This window comes from Mesorhizobium sp. P2_C7 (assembly GCF_056404515.1).
This window is the reverse complement of record NZ_JBFUDW010000013.1, coordinates 90,917-110,822: the sequence shown is the minus strand read 5'-3', so window position 1 is coordinate 110,822 and position 19,906 is coordinate 90,917. Positions and strand designations below refer to the sequence as shown.

Genomic DNA, 19,906 nt, shown 5'->3' with positions numbered 1-19,906 from the left:
CTTGCCTCAGCGAGGGGTCGCGAATCTCCCTCCCCGGGCAAGCCGGGTGCGGCGCCGCCCTTTTACCCGACGTTGCGCTGAGCCTGGCGGCTGGCGCCGACCCAGCGCTCGACCTTCTCGAGCAGGGCCCTTGGGCTGATCGGCTTGGGCAGGTAGTCGTCCATGCCGGCCTCCAGGCAGCGTTCGCGATCGCCCTTCAGCGCATGCGCGGTGACGCCCACGATCGGCACATGCGTGCCGGTTTCTTCCTCCAACCGGCGAATGGCGGCGGTGGCTTCGAGCCCGTTCATCTCCGGCATCGAGACATCCATCAGGATCATGCACGGATTGAGCCGGCCGAAGGCGTCGAGCGCCTTGCGGCCGTTGCCGACGATCTCGAAACCATAGCCGGTCTCGCCGAGAATCTGGGTGAACACCATCTGGTTCACCTCATTGTCCTCGGCCACCAGTATATCCAGCCTTTCGCCGCCGGCCGTCGCGGGTGGCCGGGGGCGGACCAAGGGCGGTTGCAGCAGCGCCCGTTGTTCCGACGCCGGCGGCGGTGGCCGCACAACCTTGCCTGGAGGGATGTCGGCTGCCGGCGGATGGGTGTCGGCCGTGTTGTGGCGATGCCGCTGGATCGTCGCAACCAGCGTTTCCAGCAGCACCGATGACCGCGCCGGCTTGATCAGCTGCGCATCGATGCCGAGATCGCGATAGCTGGTGTTGGCGAGCGACTGGTCGACCGAGGTCAGCATGATGATCGGCGTGCCGGCAAGGCCGGCGGTGTTGCGCACGATCCGCGCCATTTCGGCGCCGCTCATGCCCGGCATCTGGTAGTCGAGCACGACGCAGTCGACCGGCACGCCATAGGCGGCGGCCGCGATCAGCACCTTGAGGCCCTCGGCGCCGCTTTCGGCCGCGCAGGAATCGAACGTCCACGATGTCATCTGCTCAGTCAGGATGGCCCGGTTGACGGCATTGTCGTCGACGATCAGCACGCGCGCGCCGGTCACGTCGACAGGCGTGATGCGTTGCCCGTTTTGCTGTCCTGCCCTCGGCAGTGTGACGGTGAACCAGAAGGTCGAGCCCTTGCCCTCGGCGCTCTCGACACCGATGTCGCCGCCCATCAGCTCGACGAGCCGCGAGGTGATGGCAAGACCAAGGCCGGTTCCCTCGTGCCGCCTCGTCGACGAGGTGTCGACCTGGCTGAATTTCTCGAACACGAGTTTCAGCTTTTCCTCGGGGATACCTATGCCGGTATCGGTGACCGAGATCGTCAGTTTCGTCCCGGTCGGAACTCTTTCGCCGGTGACATCGACCAGCACATGGCCTTCATCGGTGAACTTCACCGCGTTGCCGAGCAGGTTGGTGACGATCTGCCTGATGCGGCCGACATCGCCCACGAACAGGCTCTCGAGACGAGGCTCGATGCGCACGATGAGCTCGAGATCCTTCTCCTTGGCGCGTGTCGACACCAGTGTCGCTACATCCTCGATCGCCTCGGCAAGGTTGAAGGGCGCCGGATCGAGCACCAGCTGGCCGGCGTCGATCTTGGAGAAATCCAGGATGTCGTTGATGATGGTGAGCAGCGCGTTGCCCGATTTGACGATGATGTCGGTGAATGTCTTCTGTTTCGAGTTGAGGTCCGATTTGGCCAGCAGTTCGGCCATGCCGAGCACGCCGTTCATCGGCGTGCGGATCTCGTGGCTCATATTGGCGAGGAATTCCGACTTGGCGCGGTCGGCGAGCACGGCGCGCTGCCGTGCCTCGCGCAGTTCGGCCTCGCGCGTCTTCAATTCGGTGATGTCGGTGGTCGATCCGATCAGGTAGAGCGAACCGTCGGAGGCGATCATCGCGCCCTTGCGGGCGAACTGATGCCTGACGCTGCCGTCGGCCAACGTCACCGTCTCTTCGACCTCCTGGGTTTCACCGGTGCGCAGCACCGCAAGGTCGCTGCCGACAAAGGCTTCGCCGTCCGGCCCGAAGATCTCGATGTCTGTCTTGCCGATCGCCTCATCCTTGGCGAAGCCGGTCAGGTCGCACCAGCCCTTGTTGACGTAGAACTGCCTGAGATCAGAGCGCTTGGCGTAGATCGACACCGGTACGTTGTCGATCAGGCTGCGGAACACCTCGTTCTCGCGCATGCTTTCTTTCAGCGCGCGCTCGCGCGCCTTGACCTCGGTAATGTCGGTACTCGAACCGACCAGATGCACCGACCCGTCCAGCGCCACCAGGCGGCTCTTGCGCGTCATCAATTGCCGAACCGTGCCGTCGCGATGGGTGACGGGTTCCTCGACCTCCTTGACGGCGCCGGTCACGGCGACCTCGGTGTCGTCATGGCTGTAGCTATCGCCATCCTGACCACCGAACAGCTGACGGTCGGTGCGGCCGATGACCTCTTCCTTGGCGAGACCTGTTATCGCGCACCAGGCTTTGTTGACGAACTCGATGCTCAGGTCCTGCGCCTTGATGAAGGCAGCCACCGGCAGCTCGTCCAGCACGTGGCGGAACAGATCGATCTGGCGCATCGAGTCGCGCAACGCCTTCTCGCGGCTCTTGATCTCGGAGATGTCAACGCGAACGCCGATGAACGTGCCATCGTCGGTCCGCATGTCGTAGACCTGATACCAGCGGCCATCGGGGTTGTGACGTTCGAACGAGGAACTGGACAGGCGGTAGCGGGCAAGGATCGCATCCAGCCAGCGATCGGGGTCGCCGTCGTAGAGCGTGTCGACTTGCGGGTCTCCGCTGTTGCGGAAATATCCGTTCGAATGACCGAGGACGAGCGCTTCGCGAAGTGTACAGCCGGGCTGCCATGCCGGCCTCAAAGCCGGCAGCGTGTCCTGGATCTTGCGGTTGGCGAAAACGAACTTGTCGTCGCGGTCGTAAATGATGACGGCCGCCGGCAGGGATTCCAGCACGCTGGCGAGATGCTTGCGCGCATCTTCGGCCTCGGTCTCGCGGCGCTTCATGTCGGAAATGTCGAACAGGAAGCCGGCGACGTAGTTGCGGCCGCTGGCCATGCCGACGCGGCTCTTCCTGACGATCCGCGAGCGGCTGGCGCCATCGGCCTCGAAATTTTCTTCGACTTCGTAGGCACGTCCGCTGGCAAGCACGTCCCGTTCGCTCTGTTCGAAAAGCGCGACATTGCTGCCTGAGACGAAATCGCCGCCGGGCTTGCCAAGCATGGCTTGCGGCGTCTGGCCAAACAAGGCGGCGAACGCCTCGTTGACGAACACAAACCGCAACTGGTCGTCCTTGACGAAGATCGGATCCTTGACGGCGTTGATCACCGCTTCCGCCAGCCGCGCTTTCTCCAGCGCATCGGCAAGTTCGGCCTCGCGATCCTTCATGTCGGTGACGTCGACATAGGAGATCAGCCGCTTGCCGCCGGCCAGCGGCGCCATCGACGAGATCAGCGTGCGGCCATCATTGCGCGGGAACTGTCGCGATCCGGCCGTGCCGGCCCTGATTTCCGCCTCGCGATCGGCGATGTGCCGCTGCCATGTCGCCTCGTCGGTACCATACGGGTCGACGTCGCGGCTGGCGTCCATCAGCTCGCGGAAGCTGCAGCCGATCTCGGCGCGCCGGGCGTCGATCTGCCAGAAATCATAGAAGGCACGGTTGATGACTTCGGCGCGCAAATCGGCGTCGAGGACGAGGACACCGATCGGCATCTGGTCGACCATGGCGCGAAGGTTGCCGAAGGTCTCCGCGGTCCTGGCATTGGCGTTCTCGACTTCGGCGTCGCGAAGCTTCAGATCGGTGATGTCGTAGTAGGTCAGCAGGCGCTTGCCGCCGGACAGGGCGGTGACCGAGAACATCATGGTCCTGCCGTCGGCATGGGGGAACTCGCGTGGCGCAACGGAGCCGGCGCGGATCTCCTCGATGCGGGTGGCGAGGTAACGCTGCCATTGCTGTTCGTCGATATCGCCATAGATGCCGTTGCGGCGGTTGAGTTCCATCAACAGGCTGAACGGGGCGCCGACGGTCACGGCACCGTCCGGGATCCTGGAGAGGTCGCGATAGGCCTTGTTGACGATCAGCGTATCGAGCCTCGCGTCCAGAAGCACGACACCCATGTGCATGGCGTCCATCGTCCGCTCGAGATCGGCAAGATGCTGGACGGGTTCGCTATCAGCCGCAGGCTTCTGCTCCAGAGCCCCGAAGGCGCCGGCCAGCGCTGTGACGTTGCGGCCAATGCCGCGATAGCCGGCAAAGCCTCCCTCGCTATCGAACCTTGGAAAGCCCGACGTCAAGATCCAGCGGCAATCGGAGCGGCCGCCTTTCAGCTCATGCACGAAGTCGCGAAACGGCCGATGCGCCTGCAGATCCGCCAGATGCGCGGCACCGCTGCGGTCGTCGTTCAGGACCTGGTCGAGGAAGTCGAAGCGGAACCGGCCAAGCACATCAGCCGGATCGATGCCGGTGGCTGCCTGGTAGTTTTGCGAGAGCCAGGAGAAGCGCAGTTCGGCGTCGGTCTCCCAGACCCAGTCCGAACCGGCTTCGACCAGCTGGCGAAGCGTGTCGGTCGAATCCCTGCCCGCAGGGGACGGTAATGCATCGTCGCCATGCGCTGCCGTTTTGCGAGGCTCGCGCTTGCCGCGCGCGCCGATTGTGTCGTCCGCTTCCGCCATGCCGTCCCACCCGAAAACCAAGGCCGAACCCTCCCCCGCGGTTCGTCGCCGGAATGTGCCCGACAAGCATTAACGATCCGCTAACCTTAACGGGCGGTTAGATATTTCGGTCGACACGGCCTGCGTTATTCCGCCGGCTTGCCGGCAGGATTGAAGCCGCTATATAAGCTTCAAGGGATATTGCGGATGGTTGGACGGATTTCGCCTTGCTTCATGGGGCTGATGCTGCTTTTTGGCAGCGGCTGCTCGCGCACCTATGATGGCACCGTGGTCATCCCGAGGCCGCTCGATGTCAGGCGTTTCTGGGATCGGCCGCCACCGCGTGTCGAATACGAGCAGGTTGAAGACGGCGCCTTTCCGGTGGCGCCGCAGCCGCCGCAGCGACTTTCCGAGCGCAGGGTCGTGACCCATGCCCCGCCAAGACGGCACGGGACGAGGGTCTCGACCGCACCAGCCTCCGCGTCTGAACCGGCGAAGCTGCTGACGTGCAGAAACGTCACCGAGCCCGGCAAGAGAGCTCGCATGGTCTGCGAATAGCGATCGATTGGCAACTGCCTGTTAGCAAGCTCTGCGTTCAGAGCGAGGCAGCGCCTTTTTTGGGTTCTTTCGCACCGAGCTTGTCGAGTGCGAGACGTACCTGACGCAAATCGTCCTGCCAGCCGTCATCGTCGCCCATCGGGCTCTCCGAGGCAGCCCGCTGCAGCCCACGAGCCTCGGATTCGATCTCGCGCAGTTCAGCGATTTTCTGTTCGGTGGTCAGGGAGCCGTCTTCGACGATCTCCAGCACCCTCATTTCCCTGAACGTTGCCATGGCGTTTCTCCTGGCTGATGTCGATCACAACGCCGTGAGCGTCCCTCTGTTCCAACTGTCCTTGTGTCCCAGACCATCCTTTATTTGTGTTTGAGCTTGAAACCTTTGCCTGGGCTTCAGCGTTGAATGGCCAGGAGAGAGGAGAACGCAGATGTCGATCCATTTCACGGTTTCGGACCTGACAAGGAACCTGTTTCACTCGCTGGGGCTGGATCACGAGCGTGCACCAAGGCCTCTCAATGCCGAGCAAAGCCTGTTGCTGGAATGTTATCTGGCCGGCCAGGTTCCGGAATCGGCCTGGAACGATTATGTCTTCGAGACGCCTGACCTTGCCCGGCATGCCGAGGCGAGGCGCAGTCACCACTGAACCAGCATTCGCAAGAGCTGAGCGCACCGCCGTGGCAAGGCGGTTCCGGCTTCCCTGTCGCCTTACTTGGGAGACGTGAATTGCAACGTGAACACGTTGCCGGCGACCCCTTGCGCCAGCTTCGACGAGAAGGTCAGGGGTAGGCAATTCTGCAAGGCCGTCGTCGCCGCGTCGACAAATGATTTTTTCGCCTTGGCGTCGCCGTTCACATGGATGGCTGTCGGCCTCGGGGGGCCGATCAGCGTGCCGTCCCGCTTGAAGCTGAAGCTCAAGGTAACGCTGGCAGTTCCGGCATCCGCCGGCGGCGTCCAGCATGCCTGGATCGCAGCCCCGACATCGCTCATGGTGTTGAGTTCAGCGGCATTTGAAGGATGAGCGGCGCCTGCCAGCATCATCCCCGCAACCACAGCCTGCCTCGCAACGCTTTTCATCGCCAGCCCTCGTCTCACTCCTGACCGGCAGTCCATGCCGACTGCCGAAATGGATGGTAAGGCCAATGCCGGCAATGACAATATCTCTGGGCAAAAAGTTGACGCCGAAAATGCGACACCGGAGCAATTCCAGGAAAGGTGTGAAACGAGTTTTCCGTCTGGAATTGCGTTAAAACAAGAAGATAGGACGTCACGTCGACAGTGAGCGAAAGCAAAAAGGCCGGCATTGCGCCGACCTTTCCTTCCACCTCGGCGCCAGTACATCCGTGGTCGCGGGGTGAATTATCGGCAGTAGACAGGGCTTTGGTTAACGAATCCTTAACCTGGGGCCCCCTTTAACCTCAGGCCTTGGCTTGCGATCTCACATAGGCGATGTAGCCGCGCACGTCGCCGGCAGGCTCGGCGTACGCCTTGCCGAGCTTCTTCTCGATCGCCGCCATATACTCCTTCGCCCATTTGGGCAGAGGATAATCGACGACCGCCAGGAACTCGAGCGTCGCCGCCAGGCGGATGTCGGCGATCGACGGGTTCTTGCCGCCGATGAACGGCTTGCCGTCCCTGAAGAAACTGTGGAAGACCTCCAGCGGCTCGGCAATCGCGGCCATCGCGGCCTTCTGGGCTTCGGACTTCTTGTCGGGGTGCGCGTCGCTATGGCCGACCTCGCCGGCATATTGCGGGAAGCCAAGGAACGGATAGGTGGCGCGCGCCACATAGGGGTAGAGCGTACCGACCAGATAGAACATGGCACTGTCGATCATAGCCCGCTTGGCCGGCGCCTTGGGATAGAATTTCTCCAGCCCGTGCTTGTTCGCCAGATACTGCATGATGGCGCAGCTTTCCCACAACACGCCCCTGGGAAGGCCCTTGTCCTCGATCATTGGCGTCAAATGCGAGGGGTTTCGCGCCGTGAATTCGGGCGAGCGGGTGTGGCCCCAGGCATCGGTCTCGTCGGCGCCCAGCCCGGCCGCGCGCGCGAACACCCGAACGGTCATGTTGTTGACGCTGGGCTTCAGCATGCTCAGCTTCACGGCAGGTTTCTTAGCCGGCTTCGCCTTGGCCTTCGCGGCGGGCTTGGCAGCAGCCTTCACCGCTGGTTTTGCCGCCGCTTTGGCCGCCGGTTTTGCGGCTACCTTGGCCGCCGGTTTTTTCGCGCTCTTCGTTATTGTCTTGGCCATTTGTTCCTCCCTCTGGTTTGTTCAGTATGGGTTCTTCGGTGCCCGGTCGTCCGACAAGGTTGCGCGGGAACGCTCGACGAGCGCCTGGATCGCATCGGCGAGATGCACTTCCGCRATGTTGTAGTCGCCGCGCGCGACACGCAGCCTGTGCGCTTCCATCAGCACGTCGGCATGGGTGAACCCCGCCGGCGGTTCGAAGCGGTAGGAGGCAAGCTCGATCAGCAGGCCGAGCGGATCCTCGAAATAGATCGAATCCATGAAGCCGCGATCCTTGACGCCGCTGTGCTTGATGCCGCGCTCGTCGAGCCGGCCAACCGCCTGCAGGAAGGTGACGCGCGACACCGAAAAGGCGATGTGGTGGACGCAACCCGGATCGGTCGGCGTGCGCCGCTTCTCAGGCGTGCGGCTCTCATCGGTGAAGATGGTGATCARCCGGCCGTCGCCCGGATCGAAATAGAGGTGGCTCTCTTTTGCCTTGTCGAGGTTGGGCTGCTCGAAAATGAACGGCATGCCGAGCACGCCTTCCCAAAAATCGATCGAGGTCTGGCGCCCGGCGCCGACCAGCGTGATGTGATGCACGCCCTGCGATTGCAGTTTCTGCATTGGCCTTCCTCCCCGCGTGGCATCAACTGCCAGTCTGGACCTGCCCCGCACCCGGCGTTCTACGCGCCGCTTAAGCCGTGCCTCAGGATCCACGCCGCAATGCTAATGCAATCGGCCCCGCTGCGCCAGAAGCGACGAGAGCAGAGAGATCGGATGATTGATGGAGAGAATGGTACGCCCAAGGGGAATCGAACCCCTGTTCCCGCCGTGAGAGGGCGGTGTCCTGACCGCTAGACGATGGGCGCGTGCAAGAACCGGCGATATAGGCTGACGGCAGGGAAAAAGCAACTGGGGTTCGGCCGCTTTACCGCATCGCGGAAAAACCGGCCGCAAGGCCTACCGTTTCGGCTCGATCAGATCCCAGAGATTGCCATGCAGATCGGCGAAAACCGCCACCGTGCCATAGGGCTCGAAGCGCGGTGTCTCGCGAAATTCGACGCCCTTCTCCAGCATCGCCGCATGGTCGCGCACAAAGTCGTCGGTTTCGAGGAACAGGAACACACGCCCGCCGGCCTGGTTACCGATGCTTTTCTTTTGTGCCTCGTCGGAAGCCTCGGCCAGCAACAGCTTCGCGCCGTGCCCGTCGGCCGACGCGACCGTGACCCAGCGCTTGCCGCCGCCGAGATCGACATCCTCGACGAGGAGGAAGCCCAGCCGCTCGACATACCAGGCAATCGCCTCGTCATAGTTGGCGACGACCAGGGCGACGGTCGCGACGCGACGATGTTCGGCGAACCCGGTCATTTGTTGCGGATTGCAAAGCGGCCGATCACCCGGCGCTCTGTCATGTCGTAGACGAAGATCGTGCGGCTGCCGTCGGCAAGTTCGGTGTCTATGGACACGCGGTTGCCGGACAGCGACTGGCCGACCACCTTGGCCCCGGCCGGCAGCACGATGTCGCCGCTGACCGGCTCGCCGGCCGGCATCTGGATGTCGCCGGCCAGCGGCGGGTTCGCCGGCGGCGCGTTGCGCGCTTTGTAGACAAGGGCGCCGATCACCACCATAAGGGCAAGGAAGAGCAGGCCGAGATTGATCCCGACGAAGCGGACGAGTTTCCTGCGCACCTTTTCGACCTCGGGGTCGAGCGGTTTCTCCTGATCTTCCTCGGCAATTGGGCTGGCCATGGCAAATAGTCCGGAACGGTTTTTCAATGAGCGCTCATAGCGAAGAGGCCCCTGAATTGATAGAGGACCAATTCATTGCGACGGCGCCCACCGTGCTGGTGGCGGGCGCGGATGCGGCCGGTCAGCGCCTCGACCAATGGCTGGCTGCTAGCCTCGGCCCGGACATGTCGCGCAGCCGCGTGCAGATGCTGATCAGGCAGGGCGCGGTCTCGATCGACGGCAAGCCGGTCGACGAGACCAAACGCAAGATGACGCCGGGCGAAAGCGTCTCGGTCGCCATGCCGGAGCCGGAACCGGCGGAGCCGCAGGGCGAGAACATCGCGCTCGATGTGCTCTATGAGGACGACGAACTGATCGTCATCAACAAGCCGGCTGGCCTTGTCGTGCATCCCGGCGCCGGCAATTGGACCGGCACGCTGGTCAACGCGCTGATCCATCATTGTGGCGACAGTCTTTCCGGCATTGGCGGCGTGCGCCGGCCGGGCATCGTCCACCGCCTCGACAAGGAGACCAGCGGCGTCATGGTGGTCGCCAAGACCGACCGCGCCCACAAGTCGCTGTCCGAAGCCTTCGCCGATCACGGCCTGACCGGCGATCTCGAACGCGCCTATCTGGCTTTGGTCTGGGGCATACCGCAGCGGCCGACGGGCACGGTCGACGCGCCGCTCGGCCGCGCCGCCGACCGCGTGCGCCGCGCCGTGGTGCCGGAAGGACGCGACGACGCCCGCCATGCCGTTACCCACTTTTCCGTGCGGGAGCGCTTCGGCGTCGATCAGCAGGAGTTCGCCACAGCCAGCCTGGTCGAATGCCGGCTCGAGACCGGCCGCACCCACCAGATCCGCGTCCACATGGCGCATATCGGCCATCCGGTGATCGGCGACCCCGACTATGGCCAGGCCTTCCGCACCAAGGCCAACCGGCTGCCCGAACCGCTGAAAAGCCAGGTCAAGGCATTTTCCCGGCAAGCTTTGCATGCCTGGCTGCTTGCATTTCGCCACCCGACTACCCATCTAATGATGAGGTTCGAGGCGCCGATACCGAGGGACATGGAGGAACTCGTCGGCGGTTTCCGCAAGCTCTGAACCGGTCACCAACAAGCTTCAAGCTAGCCATCAAAAAACCTGACTGGCATTGTTCACTTCAGCGTGACACACTGTTTCGTGTTGAACAAACGCCTGTCTTTTCTGGTTTTGTTCCTGTATACATCTGATGTCGCGGGCGAGCCTTTTGGTGCTCGCGTCACATGCCCGCCGCGTTTCGGGGGCATCACTCCAATAGAGAGGGGGCGCTATCATGGCCCAGTCACTACCCAGCATTGTTTCCGGCGAAGGCGGCCTCAGCCGCTACCTGGAAGAAATCCGCCGCTTTCCCATGCTGCAGCCGCAGGAAGAGTATATGCTCGCCAAGCGTTATGCCGAGCATGAGGACACCACGGCTGCGCACAAACTCGTCACCAGCCACCTCCGGCTCGTCGCCAAGATCGCCATGGGCTATCGCGGCTACGGCCTGCCGATCGGCGAGGTGATCTCGGAAGGCAATGTCGGCCTGATGCAGGCCGTCAAGAAATTCGAACCGGAGCGCGGCTTCCGCCTCGCGACCTACGCCATGTGGTGGATCAAGGCCTCGATCCAGGAATACATCCTGCGCTCGTGGAGCCTGGTCAAGATGGGCACGACCGCCAACCAGAAGCGCCTGTTCTTCAACCTGCGCAAGGTGAAGGGCAAGATCCAGGCGCTGGATGACGGCGACCTCAAGCCCGACCAGATCGCCGAGATCGCCACAAGGCTGAACGTTTCCGAAGCCGAAGTGGTGTCGATGAACCGCCGCTTGTCGGGCGACGCCTCGCTCAACGCCCCGATCCGGGCGAGCGAAGGCGAATCCGGCGAATGGCAGGACTGGCTGGTCGACGACCATGAAAGCCAGGAAGAGATGCTGATCGAGCAGGACGAGCTGGAAAACCGGCGCGGCATGCTGTCGGGCGCTCTTGCCGTGCTCAACGAGCGCGAGCGGCGCATCTTCGAGGCTCGTCGCCTCGCCGAGGAGCCGCTGACCCTGGAAGAGCTGTCGGCCGAGTTCGACATCAGCCGCGAGCGCGTGCGCCAGATCGAGGTGCGCGCCTTCGAGAAGGTGCAGGACGCGGTCAAGGCCGCCGCCAAGCGCCAGACCCAGGCGCTGCGCACCATCGAGGCGCAGCCGGCGGCTTAAGGCCAGCTCGGCAACAAAAATACAAAGGCGGCGTCAGGAAACTGACGCCGCCTTTTTTTGTAGCGCTGTCTAGAGCAATTCCAGGAAAAGTGTGAAACGGTTTTCCCGGGAAAAGCGCATAGCGCTTTCCCTTTGGGAATTGCGTCAAAACAAAGAGATAGAGCGGTTCGGCGTTTCCGTGAAACGGTGAACCGCTCTAGCGCCGTCAGGTCAAAGCGAGTCCAGCGGAAATTTCAGATACCGCCGGCCATTGGCTTCCGGGTCCGGCAGCCGTCCGCCATTCATGTTGACCTGCAGCGCATGCAGGATCAGCCTCGGCATCGGCAGTGTCCTGTCGCGGGTTTCGCGCAGGGCTACGAAATCAGCCTCGGTGCGCGCGGCAACGAGGTGGGTATTGCTGACCTTCTGCATCGCGACCGTGCTTTCCCACAACGGCTCTCGTCCGCCGGGCTGATAGTCATGGCCGACGAAAACGCGCGTCTCGTCCGGCAACGCCAGGATGTCCTGGATCGAGTGCCACAGCCGCGCTGCACTGCCGCCGGGAAAGTCCGCCCTCGCGGTGCCGCTGTCGGGCACGAACAGCGTATCATGGACGAAGGCGGCATCGCCGATCACATAGGTGATCGAGGCCAGCGTGTGCCCGGGGGAGAACAGCACGGTGACCGGAAGGGTGCCGATCCGGAAGGTCTCGCCTTCCCCGAACAGCCTGTCCCATTGCGAACCGTCGGCGGGAAAATCCGGCCAGTTGTAGATCGCCTTCCACAGTTTCTGGACGTCGACGATCCTCTCGCCGATCGCCGTGGGCGCGCCGGTCTTCTGCTTCAGATAGTGCGCCGACGAGAAATGGTCGGCATGCGGATGGGTATCGAGAATCCACTCGACGCCGAGCCCCTGCTCGCTGACGAAGTCGAGCAGGGCATCGGCGCTCTTCGTCGCCGTGGCGCCGGACCTCTCGTCGAAGTCGAGGATCGGATCGATGATGGCGCATCGTTTCGTCGCCGGGTCGGCGACGACATACTGGATGGCCCCGGTCGACTTATCATAGAAGCCGCTGACCTGCGGCCTGGCCAAAGCTAGGTCCAATTTCAGCTCCCCCAACCCTTGATGCATGTCGCCCAAAAGTGGCCCCGGCTTTGGGAGAACGACATGCATAACAACTCAGACCTCGGCGCGCCGTCTCAATCCATTCAGAAACGACGCGCTTTGGTCGGCAGGAATGATTTTCTCTACCGGCACCCAAGGAGAGCATGGTTGCCCCCTCGCGTGACCCAGTCAAGTATCATTTCGCTCGCTGCGGCGAGAAAGCCAAAAACTGTTCCGAAGTGGTCAGGCGGATGGCTGCTTGGTCTTCCTGAGATAGGGCAGGATGGTCTCGTAGGCGCCGAAACGCTTGATTGCATCCTCGTTGGAGACGGCCGCGGTGATGATGACATCCTCCCCCTGCTTCCAGTTCGCCGGCGTCGCCACCTGGTGTTTGGCGGTCAGCTGCATGGAATCGACCGCGCGCAGGATCTCGTCGAAGTTACGGCCCGTCGTCATTGGGTAGGTGAGCACCAGCTTGATCTTCTTGTCCGGCCCGATGACATAGACCGAGCGCACCGTGGCGTTGTCGGCGGGCGTGCGGCCCTCCGACGTCTCGCCGGCGCCGCCTGGCAACATGTCGTAGAGCTTGGCGACCTTGAGGTCCCTGTCGCCGATCAGCGGATAGTTCACCGAATGGCCGGTCGCGGTCTTGATGTCGTCCTGCCATTTGCCGTGGCTTTCGACCGGATCGACCGAAATGCCGATGATCTTGACATTGCGTTTCTTGAACTCGCCCTCCAGCCCGGCCATCGTGCCAAGCTCGGTCGTGCAGACCGGGGTGAAATTCTTCGGGTGGCTGAACAGGATCGCCCAGCCGTCACCGATCCATTCATGGAACTTGATCGTCCCTTGCGTGGTCTCGGCGGTGAAGTCCGGCGCGATGTCGTTGATACGAAGGCTCATGGCACATCTCCCCTGAAACAAATTCTGCCAGCAGAGAGGGCTACGGGCGGCAAACCATGCCGCCATCAAGGCGTCCCCACGCTCCGGCATTGCTGCATCTTAACGCAAAAATCGCGGCCGCGAGATAATATGAAACTCTTGTCGGCGGCAGAACGAGCATTTTTGTGCAGCCGGCGGCAAGCCAGCGCATGCGAGCCACGTGTGGGCAGGAATGCTCCGTGCGCCTCAGGCCTTGTTGACCGCCAGCGTCTCCGTCAGATCTTCCATGCGCTGCGCCAGTGCACCAAGCGCGTTGGTCAGCACGCTGTCGTTCTTGTCGGCCTTGGTCAGCGCATCGTCGCGCGTCTTGCGCAAGGTCAGCACTTCGCTTTCCATGCCCTTGACGCGCTTCTGCAACTCCGAGAGCTCGTCCATCACCATGATGCCGGCCATGACGGTCAGCCGCTGGTCGCCGATCTCGCCAAATGAGTCCTTCAGATGCAAGACATAGCGGTCGAAGCGTTCCGCAAGATCGATCAGGTGCTCTTCCTGGCCTTCGTCGCAGGCCATCCGATACTGCTTGCCGTCGATGGAAACCGTGACCTGTGCCATGAGCCTACCTGTCCAGCCCTATCTGTCCAACACAGCGCGGATGGTTTCCATGGCGGTCACCAGCCGTCGCGACACTTCCTTGTTGGCGTCTTCCAGCCTTTCGGCGCGCGCTTCGGAATTGTCGAGTTCTTGCGCCAGCCGGGATCTGTCGGCATTCATCCGCTGCACCTCGGCCTCGGCTTCCGAGTAATCGCGTTCATGCTCGAGCTTGGCCGCGACGGCATTTTCCAGCCCCTCGATGGCCTTACCCAGCCTGGAGATGACTTCCTTGAGCGTAGTTTCCCCGGTCATGGCCTTCGTCCTGTGCCCTGCCCATCACCGAATCGTTCGCGTTCAGAACGCGTTATCCGCGAAACATTAGGCACCGGGTGAAGGCAACGTCAACAAAGCTCTCGCGACTGTCCCCTGCTAACGCTAATGTAGGCTCGCCGTCGGCATCATAAGACCGGCAAATACGCACCGATTTGTTGACTAAAAGCCCGCGCCTGCTATGTGTCGCGCACCCTTTTCCAGGGCTCTCCCCAGCCCCCAAACCCCCATTTTTGGAGGAACCATGACGTCGCGTGAACAACATGACCGGATGGCCAATGCGATCCGCTTTCTCTCCATGGACGCCGTCGAGAAGGCTCAGTCCGGCCATCCCGGTCTGCCCATGGGCTGCGCCGACATCGCCACGGTGCTGTTCACACGCTTCCTGAAATATGATCCCAAGGCCCCGCACTGGCCCGATCGCGACCGCTTCATCCTCTCGGCCGGTCACGGCTCGATGCTGCTCTATTCGCTGCTGCATCTGACCGGCTATGAAGACATGACCATCGACCAGATCAAGCATTTCCGCCAGTTGGGCTCGAAGACCGCCGGCCACCCTGAATATGGTCACGCCACCGGCATCGAGACGACGACCGGCCCGCTCGGCCAGGGCCTCGCCAATTCGCTCGGCTTCGCGCTCGGCGAGCGCATCATGAACGCGGCCTTCGGCAGCGACCTCGTTAATCACTACACCTACGTGCTGGCCGGCGACGGCTGCCTGATGGAAGGCGTCAGCCAGGAGGCCATCGCACTTGCCGGGCACCTCAAGCTCAACAAGCTGATCGTCTTCTGGGACAACAACAACATCTCGATCGATGGCCCGGTGTCGCTCGCCGACAACACCGACCAGGTCGCCCGCTTCCAGGCGTCCGGCTGGAACGCCAGCCACATCGACGGCACGGATCCGGAAGCGATCGCCTATGCCATCGAAGCCGCCCGCCATTCCGACAAGCCGACGATGATCGCCTGCAAGACGACCATCGGCTTCGGTGCGCCGACCAAGGCCGGCACCAACAAGGCACACGGCTCGCCGCTCGGCGCCGACGAGATTGCCGGCGCGCGTAAGTTCTTCAACTGGGATTCGCCGCCCTTCGAGATTCCGGCCGATATCCTCGATGCCTGGCGCACCGCCGGCAAGGCCGGCGTCAAGGCACGCACCGACTGGGAAGGCCGCCTTGCCAAGGCCGAAGCGCAGTTGAAGGCTGAGTTCGAGCGTCGTATCGCCGGCAAGCTGCCGTCCAACTTCGACGCCGTCATTGCCGACTACAAGAAGAAGCTCTCGGCCGACAAGCCGAAGGTCGCCACCCGCAAATCGTCCGAGATGGCGTTGGAAGTCATCAACGGCGCCGTGCCTGAGACCATCGGCGGCTCCGCCGACCTGACCGGCTCCAACAACACCAAGACCAGCCAGACCAAGAACATCACGCCGGACGACTATGGCCAGCGCTATGTCCATTACGGCATCCGCGAGCATGGCATGGCCGCCGCACTCAACGGCTTGACGCTGCATGGCGGCCTGATCGCCTATGGCGGCACCTTCATGTGCTTCTCCGATTATGCCCGTCCGTCGATGCGGCTGGCCTCGCTGATGGGCATCCGTTCGATCTTCGTCATGACCCATGATTCCATCGGTCTGGGCGAAGACGGCCCGACCCATCAGCCGGTCGAGCATCTGGCGGCACTGCGCGCCATTCCCAACCACAATGTCTTCCGTCCGGCCGATGCGGTGGAAACCGCCGAATGCTGGCAGATCGCTCTCGAGTCGGAAAAGACGCCTTCGACTTTGGCGCTGACCCGCCAGAACCTGCCGACGGTGCGCACCGAATTCTCGGCCAAGAACCTGAGCAGCCAGGGCGGCTACGAACTGGCCGCAGCCAGCGGGGAGGCCGCGGTGACGATCTTCGCCACCGGCTCCGAGGTCGAGATTGCGCTCGCCGCCCGCGAGTTGCTGGAAAAGCATGGTCATCCGACCCGCGTCGTGTCGATGCCTTGCTTCGAATTGTTCGACAAGCAGAGCGACGACTACCGCAAGAAGACGATCGGCAGCGCGCCCATCAAGATGGCGATCGAAGCCGGCATCCGCCAGGGCTGGGATCATCTCATCGGCTCCGACGGCATCTTCATCGGCATGACCGGCTTCGGCGCCAGCGGCACAATCGAACAGCTTTATCCGCATTTCGGCATCACCGCCGATGCCGCCGCCAAGGCAGCGGAAGCCCGCTTGCACGGCAAGTAAGTGTCTTGCATGTCGCCCAAAAGCGTATCGCGGTTTTGGACAACGACAGACTGAAGCAAAAAGTGCTCCGGCGAAACGCACAAAGCGATTTCGCCGGACTGGCCCAACCTAATCGATTTAAATCCATGTCGCTGCGGCTGGATTCTTTCCGCTTCCGCCGCTATGAAGCTGCGGACCCATCGTCTGCCCTCCAGCTCCCCGGGAGAGAAAAATGACCGTCAGAGTTGCCATCAACGGATTCGGCCGCATCGGCCGCAACATCCTGCGCGCCATCCATGAATCAGGCCGCAAGGACATCGACGTCGTCGCCGTCAACGATCTCGGCCCGGTCGAGACCAATGCCCATCTCCTGCGCTTCGACAGCGTGCATGGCCGCTTCCCGCACGAGGTTTCGGTCTCCGGCGACCAGATCACCGTCGGCAAGGAAAAGTTCAAGGTCACCGCGATCAAGGATCCGACGCAACTGCCGTGGAAGGAACTGGGCGTCGACATCGCGCTCGAATGCACCGGCATCTTCACCGCTCGTGACAAGGCCGCAGCGCACCTGACCGCCGGCGCCAAGCGCGTGCTGGTCTCGGCGCCGGCCGAAGGCGCCGACCTCACCGTCGTCTACGGCATCAACCACGACAAGCTGACCAAGGACCACATCGTCATCTCGAACGCGTCGTGCACCACCAACTGCCTGGCGCCGCTGGCCGCCGTGCTGCACGAGACGGTCGGCATCGAAAAGGGCATGATGACGACGATCCATTCCTACACCGGCGACCAGCCGACGCTGGACACCATGCACAAGGATCTCTACCGCGCCCGCGCCGCCGCTCTGTCGCAGATCCCGACCTCGACCGGTGCCGCCAAGGCGATCGGCCTCGTCTTGCCCGACCTCAAGGGCAAGCTCGACGGCATCTCGATCCGCGTGCCGACCCCGAACGTCTCGGTCGTCGATTTCAAGTTCATCGCCAAGCGGCCGACCACCGTCCAGGAGATCAACGATGCGGTCATCGCTGCGTCCAACGGCAAGCTGAAGGGCATTCTCGGCGTCACCCATCACCCGAACGTCTCGATCGACTTCAACCACGATCCGCGCTCCTCGATCATGGCGCTCGACCAGACCAAGGTCATGGACGGCAACTTCGTTTCGGTGCTGTCCTGGTACGACAATGAATGGGGCTTCTCCAACCGCATGGCCGACACGGCGGTCGCCTTCAGCAAGACCATCGCCTGATCGCAACGCCTTCTTTCGAGACCTGAAACGCCCGGCTTGTCCGGGCGTTTTTCATGCGAGCGCCGTGCGCCTTCTCAAATCGTGCCCTGAGCGCCAAAGCGCTCGAAAATCAGCGGCATAGGGCAAAAAACCACCCCGCCGCCTTGCACTGGTCACGTCTTCGCCCCACTCTGCCGTAAACCAGGAGACAGACGAATTTGAGGGGCTGATTTCAGGATGGAGCATGCGATCTATCTCGTCACGCTGGTCGGCACAGCACTTGTCGTCGCCGCCGCGTTTTCGAGCCTGATCGCCTTCCGCTTCGGCGCCCCGCTTCTGCTTCTCTTTCTCTGCATCGGGTTGGCCACCGGCACCGACGGGCTCGGCATCGAGTTCGACAACGCCCGCATCGCCTATTTTGCCGGCTCACTGGCGCTGGCCGTCATCCTGTTCGATTCCGGTTTCGGCACCCCGCTCAACGCCTTACGGCAGGCGGCGGGACCGGCGCTGTCTCTGGCGACCTTCGGCGTGCTTCTCACCACCGGCCTGTTTGGCGCCGCCGCCCACTACCTGCTCGACCTCACCTGGCTCGAATCTTTCCTGCTCGGCGCCGCCGTCGCCTCCACCGATGCCGCGGCGGTGTTCTTCCTGCTGCGCGCCGGCGAGATCAATCTGCGCGAGCGCGTGCGTTCCACGCTCGAGGTGGAATCCGGCACCAACGACCCGATCGCCATCTTCCTCACCATCACGCTGGTCGAAATCATCGCCGCCCACGCCAACCCCGAGGCCAATGTGCTGGTCACCAGCCTGGTCTTAGGCTTCCTGCTCAACATGGGCCTCGGCGCCGTCGTCGGCGCGCTTGGCGGCCTTGCCATCGTGCGCCTCGTCGACCGGCTCAATCTCGATCACGGCTTGCTGCCGATCTTCGTGCTGACCCTGTCGCTGATGATCTTTGCCGCCGCCGGCGCCATCGGCGGCTCGGGCTTCCTGGCGGTCTATATTGCCGGCCTGATCGCCGGTAATTCCGACATCCGCGCCGTCACCATTCTGAAACGCTTCCAGGACGGTATGTCGTGGCTGGCGCAGATCATCATGTTCCTGATCCTCGGCCTGTTCGCGACGCCATCGCAATTTCCCGCGATCATGGTGCCGGCGATAGCGCTCGGCCTGTTCCTGATGTTTGTCGCCCGCCCGATCGCGGTCTGGCTCTGCCTGATCCCGTTCCGATTGCCGCGTCCCGAAGTCGCCTTCGTCTCCTGGGTCGGCCTGCGTGGCGCGGTGTCGATCCTGCTCGCCATCACCCCGCTGCTCGGCGGGTTGGAAAACGGCCGTATCATCTTCAACACCGCCTTCATCATCGTGCTGGTGTCGCTGGTCATCCAGGGTTGGACGGTCGGGCCACTGGCGCGCCGCCTGGGCTTGATCGTGCCGGCGCGGCTCGGCCCGCTGGACAAGGTTGAGCTGGAATTGCCGGGCTCGGCCCATCATGAGCTTCTTGCCTATCGCGTTGCACACGGCAGTCCCGTGGCGCGCGGTGAGCGCATTCCGCGCTGGGCGCGGCCCTCGCTGGTGCTGCGCGACGGGCGCTCGATGCGCTTCCAGGACATGGGCAGGCTCGCCGCCGGCGACCAGGTCTATATTTTCGTGCCGGATCGCTATCCTCGCCTGCTCGACAAGCTGTTCGCCAGCCGCGCGGTGGTCGATCCCGAGGATGCGGATTTCTTCGGCGCCTTCGCCGTGGACCCCGCGCGCTCCGCCGCCGAACTGGAGGCCGCCTATGCGCCCGGTCTGACTGAAGCGGAGCAAAAGCTCACCGTCGGCGCGCTGGTCACTGGGCGGCTCGGCGGCCATGCCGAATATGCCGACCGTGTACTGCTCGGTCCGATCGAGCTGATCGTCCGCGACGTCGACGATAAGGGCAAGATCATGGGCCTCGGCCTTTCCTTCGAGCCGACCGCACCGGTGGCGCGGGTGCCGGTTTTCCTGAGCGCCGGCGAAATCGGCGACCGGCTCTCTGCCTTTATCCGCAACTGGCGCAAACCGACCGAGACGCAATTGGCCGAGGCGCGGGCGGGCGAGAAGCCGGCGCCGGAACCGGCAGCGGAGAAGGCTGCGACCGAGAGCTGACACGGCGATCGCTGCGCTGCCCCTCACCCGCTGCCGGCACGGCCCTGGTACCGCCTTCAAAATTTCGTATCGAACCCAGCCTAAGCCTTGCATCATCGTTGGCGCGGGGTATGGTCCCCCG

The 19,906-nt window shown here is 63.0% G+C and carries 18 protein-coding genes and 1 tRNA gene; 7 read left to right on the top strand and 12 right to left on the bottom strand.

Features of this window, described 5'->3' with window-relative positions:
- Positions 1-62: 62 nt before the first annotated feature.
- On the bottom strand, positions 63-4,619 hold the full coding sequence (locus AC1D2G_RS24880) for a PAS domain-containing protein (protein ID WP_477417290.1): 4,557 nt from the start codon (positions 4,617-4,619) through the stop codon (positions 63-65).
- Between the two features lie 186 nt (positions 4,620-4,805).
- On the opposite strand from AC1D2G_RS24880, the gene AC1D2G_RS24875 reads away from it, so the two are divergent.
- Entirely contained in the window at positions 4,806-5,156 is a 351-nt protein-coding gene (locus AC1D2G_RS24875) for a hypothetical protein (RefSeq protein WP_477417288.1), read from the top strand.
- 37 nt (positions 5,157-5,193) lie between these two features.
- On the opposite strand, the gene AC1D2G_RS24870 is transcribed toward AC1D2G_RS24875, so the two are convergent.
- Positions 5,194-5,430, bottom strand: a complete 237-nt coding sequence (locus AC1D2G_RS24870) for a hypothetical protein (RefSeq protein WP_477285084.1) — start codon at positions 5,428-5,430, stop codon at positions 5,194-5,196.
- A gap of 151 nt (positions 5,431-5,581) precedes the next feature.
- On the opposite strand from AC1D2G_RS24870, the gene AC1D2G_RS24865 reads away from it, so the two are divergent.
- A complete protein-coding gene (locus tag AC1D2G_RS24865; RefSeq protein WP_477285082.1) occupies positions 5,582-5,797 on the top strand; it encodes a hypothetical protein in 216 nt (71 codons plus the stop codon).
- Between the two features lie 62 nt (positions 5,798-5,859).
- Here the strand turns inward: AC1D2G_RS24865 and AC1D2G_RS24860 are convergent, their stop codons facing one another.
- The 6 genes from AC1D2G_RS24860 to AC1D2G_RS24835 all read right to left on the bottom strand — a co-directional run bounded on the left by AC1D2G_RS24860 (position 5,860) and on the right by AC1D2G_RS24835 (position 9,130).
- Positions 5,860-6,228 (bottom strand): hypothetical protein, encoded by a 369-nt coding sequence (locus AC1D2G_RS24860; RefSeq protein ID WP_477417286.1) that lies wholly within the window; start codon positions 6,226-6,228, stop codon positions 5,860-5,862.
- Positions 6,229-6,569: 341 nt separating this feature from the next.
- Positions 6,570-7,403 (bottom strand): glutathione S-transferase family protein, encoded by an 834-nt coding sequence (locus tag AC1D2G_RS24855; RefSeq protein ID WP_477396426.1) that lies wholly within the window; start codon positions 7,401-7,403, stop codon positions 6,570-6,572.
- A gap of 21 nt (positions 7,404-7,424) precedes the next feature.
- Positions 7,425-8,006 (bottom strand): VOC family protein, encoded by a 582-nt coding sequence (locus AC1D2G_RS24850; RefSeq protein ID WP_095089334.1) that lies wholly within the window; start codon positions 8,004-8,006, stop codon positions 7,425-7,427.
- Between the two features lie 170 nt (positions 8,007-8,176).
- Positions 8,177-8,251 (bottom strand) — tRNA-Glu (locus tag AC1D2G_RS24845).
- 91 nt (positions 8,252-8,342) lie between these two features.
- Positions 8,343-8,750 (bottom strand): VOC family protein, encoded by a 408-nt coding sequence (locus AC1D2G_RS24840; protein WP_477417284.1) that lies wholly within the window; start codon positions 8,748-8,750, stop codon positions 8,343-8,345.
- Complete coding sequence (locus AC1D2G_RS24835; RefSeq protein WP_477417282.1) at positions 8,747-9,130, bottom strand: fimbrial protein; 384 nt, start codon at positions 9,128-9,130, stop codon at positions 8,747-8,749. The genes AC1D2G_RS24840 and AC1D2G_RS24835 overlap by 4 nt, the downstream gene beginning before the upstream one ends.
- Before the next feature lie 26 nt (positions 9,131-9,156).
- On the opposite strand from AC1D2G_RS24835, the gene AC1D2G_RS24830 reads away from it, so the two are divergent.
- Both AC1D2G_RS24830 and rpoH read left to right on the top strand, forming a co-directional pair.
- Positions 9,157-10,212 (top strand): RluA family pseudouridine synthase, encoded by a 1,056-nt coding sequence (locus AC1D2G_RS24830; RefSeq protein ID WP_477417280.1) that lies wholly within the window; start codon positions 9,157-9,159, stop codon positions 10,210-10,212.
- Between the two features lie 211 nt (positions 10,213-10,423).
- Positions 10,424-11,335: an RNA polymerase sigma factor RpoH gene (rpoH, locus tag AC1D2G_RS24825; protein WP_095089340.1), complete on the top strand. Its 912-nt coding sequence runs from the start codon at positions 10,424-10,426 to the stop codon at positions 11,333-11,335.
- Positions 11,336-11,545: 210 nt separating this feature from the next.
- Here rpoH and AC1D2G_RS24820 read toward each other — a convergent pair whose 3' ends face one another.
- The 4 genes from AC1D2G_RS24820 to AC1D2G_RS24805 all read right to left on the bottom strand — a co-directional run bounded on the left by AC1D2G_RS24820 (position 11,546) and on the right by AC1D2G_RS24805 (position 14,203).
- Complete coding sequence (locus tag AC1D2G_RS24820; RefSeq protein ID WP_477417425.1) at positions 11,546-12,445, bottom strand: MBL fold metallo-hydrolase; 900 nt, start codon at positions 12,443-12,445, stop codon at positions 11,546-11,548.
- 216 nt (positions 12,446-12,661) lie between these two features.
- Positions 12,662-13,321, bottom strand: a complete 660-nt coding sequence (locus tag AC1D2G_RS24815; protein ID WP_477227741.1) for a peroxiredoxin — start codon at positions 13,319-13,321, stop codon at positions 12,662-12,664.
- A gap of 225 nt (positions 13,322-13,546) precedes the next feature.
- Positions 13,547-13,912 carry a cell division protein ZapA gene (locus AC1D2G_RS24810; protein WP_095089345.1) on the bottom strand — a complete coding sequence of 122 codons (366 nt, stop codon included), beginning with the start codon at positions 13,910-13,912 and terminating at the stop codon, positions 13,547-13,549.
- Between the two features lie 18 nt (positions 13,913-13,930).
- A complete protein-coding gene (locus AC1D2G_RS24805) occupies positions 13,931-14,203 on the bottom strand; it encodes a DUF4164 domain-containing protein (RefSeq protein WP_095089347.1) in 273 nt (90 codons plus the stop codon).
- A gap of 262 nt (positions 14,204-14,465) precedes the next feature.
- Between AC1D2G_RS24805 and tkt the strand changes: the two genes are divergently transcribed.
- The 3 genes from tkt to AC1D2G_RS24790 all read left to right on the top strand — a co-directional run bounded on the left by tkt (position 14,466) and on the right by AC1D2G_RS24790 (position 19,785).
- Positions 14,466-16,457, top strand: a complete 1,992-nt coding sequence (gene tkt / locus AC1D2G_RS24800) for a transketolase (protein ID WP_477417278.1) — start codon at positions 14,466-14,468, stop codon at positions 16,455-16,457.
- Positions 16,458-16,668: 211 nt separating this feature from the next.
- Entirely contained in the window at positions 16,669-17,679 is a 1,011-nt protein-coding gene (gap, locus tag AC1D2G_RS24795) for a type I glyceraldehyde-3-phosphate dehydrogenase (protein ID WP_095089351.1), read from the top strand.
- A 216-nt stretch (positions 17,680-17,895) separates the two neighbouring features.
- Positions 17,896-19,785, top strand: coding sequence for a potassium/proton antiporter (locus tag AC1D2G_RS24790; protein ID WP_477417276.1), 1,890 nt, complete (start codon positions 17,896-17,898; stop codon positions 19,783-19,785).
- The last annotated feature ends 121 nt before the right edge of the window (positions 19,786-19,906 follow it).

Bases quoted from the DNA above. Each gene is read 5' to 3' on its own strand.
- AC1D2G_RS24880 (WP_477417290.1), bottom strand. From the start codon at position 4,619: ATGGCGGAAGCGGACGACACAATCGGCGCGCGCGGCAAGCGCGAGCCT.
- AC1D2G_RS24875 (WP_477417288.1), top strand. From the start codon at position 4,806: ATGGTTGGACGGATTTCGCCTTGCTTCATGGGGCTGATGCTGCTTTTT.
- AC1D2G_RS24870 (WP_477285084.1), bottom strand. From the start codon at position 5,430: ATGGCAACGTTCAGGGAAATGAGGGTGCTGGAGATCGTCGAAGACGGC.
- AC1D2G_RS24865 (WP_477285082.1), top strand. From the start codon at position 5,582: ATGTCGATCCATTTCACGGTTTCGGACCTGACAAGGAACCTGTTTCAC.
- AC1D2G_RS24860 (WP_477417286.1), bottom strand. From the start codon at position 6,228: ATGAAAAGCGTTGCGAGGCAGGCTGTGGTTGCGGGGATGATGCTGGCA.
- AC1D2G_RS24855 (WP_477396426.1), bottom strand. From the start codon at position 7,403: ATGGCCAAGACAATAACGAAGAGCGCGAAAAAACCGGCGGCCAAGGTA.
- AC1D2G_RS24840 (WP_477417284.1), bottom strand. From the start codon at position 8,750: ATGACCGGGTTCGCCGAACATCGTCGCGTCGCGACCGTCGCCCTGGTC.
- AC1D2G_RS24835 (WP_477417282.1), bottom strand. From the start codon at position 9,130: ATGGCCAGCCCAATTGCCGAGGAAGATCAGGAGAAACCGCTCGACCCC.
- AC1D2G_RS24830 (WP_477417280.1), top strand. From the start codon at position 9,157: ATGAGCGCTCATAGCGAAGAGGCCCCTGAATTGATAGAGGACCAATTC.
- rpoH (WP_095089340.1), top strand. From the start codon at position 10,424: ATGGCCCAGTCACTACCCAGCATTGTTTCCGGCGAAGGCGGCCTCAGC.
- AC1D2G_RS24820 (WP_477417425.1), bottom strand. From the start codon at position 12,445: ATGCATCAAGGGTTGGGGGAGCTGAAATTGGACCTAGCTTTGGCCAGG.
- AC1D2G_RS24815 (WP_477227741.1), bottom strand. From the start codon at position 13,321: ATGAGCCTTCGTATCAACGACATCGCGCCGGACTTCACCGCCGAGACC.
- AC1D2G_RS24810 (WP_095089345.1), bottom strand. From the start codon at position 13,912: ATGGCACAGGTCACGGTTTCCATCGACGGCAAGCAGTATCGGATGGCC.
- AC1D2G_RS24805 (WP_095089347.1), bottom strand. From the start codon at position 14,203: ATGACCGGGGAAACTACGCTCAAGGAAGTCATCTCCAGGCTGGGTAAG.
- tkt (WP_477417278.1), top strand. From the start codon at position 14,466: ATGACGTCGCGTGAACAACATGACCGGATGGCCAATGCGATCCGCTTT.
- gap (WP_095089351.1), top strand. From the start codon at position 16,669: ATGACCGTCAGAGTTGCCATCAACGGATTCGGCCGCATCGGCCGCAAC.
- AC1D2G_RS24790 (WP_477417276.1), top strand. From the start codon at position 17,896: ATGGAGCATGCGATCTATCTCGTCACGCTGGTCGGCACAGCACTTGTC.